3 protein-coding genes and 1 riboswitch are annotated in these 3493 nt (G+C 62.2%); all 3 genes read left to right on the top strand.

Annotation, left to right across the window (positions count from 1 at the left end; all coding sequences use genetic code 11):
• Window positions 1-96 precede the first annotated feature (96 nt).
• Window positions 97-185, top strand: a riboswitch (glycine riboswitch).
• Between the two features lie 161 nt (window positions 186-346).
• On the top strand, window positions 347-1438 hold the full coding sequence (gene gcvT / locus ADADOO_RS07805; protein WP_511276458.1) for a glycine cleavage system aminomethyltransferase GcvT: 1092 nt from the start codon (window positions 347-349) through the stop codon (window positions 1436-1438).
• 24 nt (window positions 1439-1462) lie between these two features.
• Entirely contained in the window at window positions 1463-1849 is a 387-nt protein-coding gene (gene gcvH / locus ADADOO_RS07800; protein WP_511276456.1) for a glycine cleavage system protein GcvH, read from the top strand.
• Window positions 1850-1992: 143 nt separating this feature from the next.
• Window positions 1993-3493 (top strand): glycine dehydrogenase (locus tag ADADOO_RS07795; protein WP_511276454.1); only part of this gene is annotated, 1501 nt, incomplete at its 3' end.

The following is a 3493-nucleotide window of genomic DNA, read 5'->3' as shown; positions in this document are numbered from 1 at the left end:
AGGCAAACGAAGATTCTAGCACGAAGGAGGCCATGCCCCGGGACCGCTTGTGCGGCGCAGCAGGTTGATCAGGCCATGGCATCCCGTTATAGTGCGATTCGTTCCGTGGGAGAGTGCAGATTCGTCTGCCACCGAAGGCGCAAAGCGACCCGAAGACGCTCAGGCAAAAAGACCACGAAACAAGGCGCAAGCCAAAAAACTCTGGAGAGCCATGGCGGTTATTGCCGACATCCACCGATCGGGCGAATCTCTCAGGTATCAAGGGGTGAAACGCAAGATTTGATCTTTCGTTTCACTCCTTTTTCGTTTCTACTACTAGCATTAAAAATGCCCGCAAAGGATTGATATGCTGAAGAAAACGGTTTTGAATGCCGCCCACCGCGCGATGAATGCCCGGATGGTCGATTTTGGCGGCTGGGACATGCCGGTCAATTACGGCTCGCAGATCGAGGAGCACCACGCGGTCCGCAACGACTGCGGCATGTTCGACGTGTCGCACATGTGCCCGGTCGATGTCGTCGGCGCCGATTGCCGTGTTTTCCTGTCCCGCCTCGTCGCCAACGATGTGGCCAAGCTCAAGGTTTCCGGCAAGGCGCTCTACTCGGCCATGCTCAACGAACATGGCGGCGTCATCGACGATCTGATCATCTATTTCCTGACCGATACCCGTTTCCGCATCGTCGTCAATGCCGGCACCGCCGAGAAGGACCTGGCCTGGATGCAGGCCAGGGTCGCCGAATGGAAACTCGACGTGACCATCACCCAGCGCCGCGATGGCGCCAACGCGCTCGGCATCATCGCCGTCCAGGGCCCGCATGCCCGCGCCAAGGTCTGGCAGGTGCTGCCCCAGGCCAAGGCCGCCATCGCCGACCTCAAGCCCTTCTTTGCCGCCGAAGTCGACCCGTATTTCATCGCCAGTACCGGCTACACCGGTGAAGACGGCTATGAAATCATGCTGCCGGCCAGTGAAGCCGAAGCGCTATGGAACAAACTCAAAACGGCCGGCGTCGCCCCCTGCGGCTTGGGCGCCCGCGACACGCTGCGCCTGGAAGCCGGGATGAATCTCTACGGCCAGGATATGGATGAGACGGTTTCGCCGCTCGACGCCGGTCTGAGCTGGACGGTCGCCATGAAGGACGAGCGCGATTTCGTCGGTAAATCGGCGTTGACCGTAGCCGGCCAGCAGAAACAATTCCTCGGCCTGATCCTGCTCGACAAGGGCGTGCTGCGCGGCCACCAGAAAGTCACGACCCGGCACGGCGACGGTGAAATCACCTCCGGCAGTTTCTCGCCGACCCTCCAGCGGTCGATCGCCCTCGCCCGCCTGCCGATGGGCGTGCAGATCGGCGATGAAGTCGAAGTCGACATCCGCGGCAAGCTGCTCAAGGCCAAGGTCAGCAAACCCGTATTCGCCCGTAACGGCAAAGCTGTCATCTAAATTCAACCCATTCAGGAGAAAACCATGTCCAACGTCCCGTCTCACCTCAAGTACGCCACCTCCCACGAGTGGGTTCTGGTCAACGCTGACGGCAGCGTCACGGTCGGCATCACCGACCACGCCCAGGAAGCGCTAGGCGACCTCGTTTTCGTCGAACTGCCGGAAGTCGGCGCCCATTTTGATGCAGAGAAGGAAATCGCCGTCGTCGAATCGGTCAAGGCTGCGGCGGATGTCTACGCGCCGATCTCCGGCACCGTGACCGAAGTGAACCAGGCCGCTGTCGATGCGCCGGAATCGGTCAATCAGGACGCCTATGCTGCCTGGCTGTTCAAGATGACGCCGGACAATGTGGCCGATGTCGACAAGATGCTCGACGCCACTGCTTACCAGGCCGTCGCTGACGCCGCCTAAGCATCACCAGCATTTAAAGCTCCTCCCCCGTCAAGGGGGTGGCTGGGAGGGGGATGGGTTCGGTTTGCGCCATGAACCCATCCCCACCCCGGCCCTCCCCTTGAAGGGGAGGGAGTTCACAGCAACCGTTTTCAAGGATTCCCATGCCGTTGAATCTTCCCCTTTCCGCCCTCGAGCAGCACGACGAGTTCATCGGCCGTCACATCGGCCCGGGCGCGGCCGAAATGGCCGCCATGCTGGCGACCATCGGCGCCGATAGCCTTGAGCAGTTGATCGACCAGACCGTCCCGGCCGCCATTCGCCTGCCGGCCGACCTGGCGCTGCCCGTGCCGCGCCGCGAACACGAAGCCCTGGCCGATCTCAAGGCGATCGCCGGCAAGAACGTGATCAACAAATCCTGCCTCGGCATGGGCTATTACGACACGCTGACACCCAAGGTCATCCTGCGTAACGTCATGGAAAGCCCGGGCTGGTACACCGCCTACACGCCCTACCAGGCCGAGATCGCCCAGGGCCGCCTCGAAGCGCTGATGAATTTCCAGCAGATGGTCGTGGACTTGACCGGGCTGGAAATCGCCAACGCCTCGCTGCTCGACGAAGCGACCGCCGCCGCCGAGGCGATGACCATGGCGCGTCGCGTTTCCAAGTCGAAATCGAACCGCTTTTTCGTCGATGCCAACTGCTTCCCGCAGACCATCGACGTGGTCAAGACCCGCGCCGGCTATTTCGGCTTCGAACTGGTGATTGCTACGGTCGACCCGGAAAATGCCGCAAAAATTGAAAGTGAAGATTTCTTCGGCGCCCTGCTCCAGTACCCTGGCGCCAACGGCGAAGTCCGCGATCTGACCGACGTCATTGCCGGCCTGAAAGCCAAGGGCACGACAGTGGCCGTGGCCAGCGACCTGATGGCGCTGGTTGTCATCAAATCGCCCGGCGCCATGGGCGCCGACATCGCCCTCGGCTCCAGCCAGCGCTTCGGCATCCCGATGGGCTTCGGCGGCCCGCATGCCGCCTTCTTCGCCACCCGCGAAGCCTATGTCCGCTCGATGCCAGGCCGCATCATCGGCGTTTCCAAGGATGCGCGCGGCAAGACCGCCTACCGCATGGCGCTGCAAACCCGCGAACAGCACATTCGCCGCGAGAAGGCCAATTCCAACATCTGCACCTCGCAGGTGCTGCTCGCCAACATGGCCGGCCTGTTCGCCGTCTACCACGGACCGCAGGGCCTGAAGACCATCGCCGGGCGCATCCACCGGCTGACCGCGATCTTCGCTGAAGGCTTGAAGCGCGCCAGCATCAATGTGCTGACCCGGCAGTTCTTCGACACCCTCCACATCGACCTCGGCGCCCGGGCCGAAACGATTTACCCGGAGGCGCTGGCTGCCGGTTACAACCTGCGCCGCGTCTCGGCTGGCGTGCTCGGCATTTCTTTCGACGAAACGACCAGCCGCAACGATGTTGCCACGCTGTTCAAGCTGATCACCCAGGTCACGCTGGACATGGACGCCATCGACGCCCAGGTCGCCGCCGCCGATTCGGCCCTGCCCGAGGCGCTGATCCGCCGCGATGCCGTGCTCCAGCACCCGGTATTCAACACGCACCACACCGAACACGAGATGCTGCGCTACCTGAAGGCGCTGCAGA

The sequence above is a fragment of the Azonexus sp. genome, from assembly GCF_036170495.1.
GTDB lineage: Bacteria > Pseudomonadota > Gammaproteobacteria > Burkholderiales > Rhodocyclaceae > Azonexus.
The sequence above is the reverse complement of the archived record's forward strand: the minus strand, read 5'-3'. Positions and strand labels throughout refer to the sequence as shown.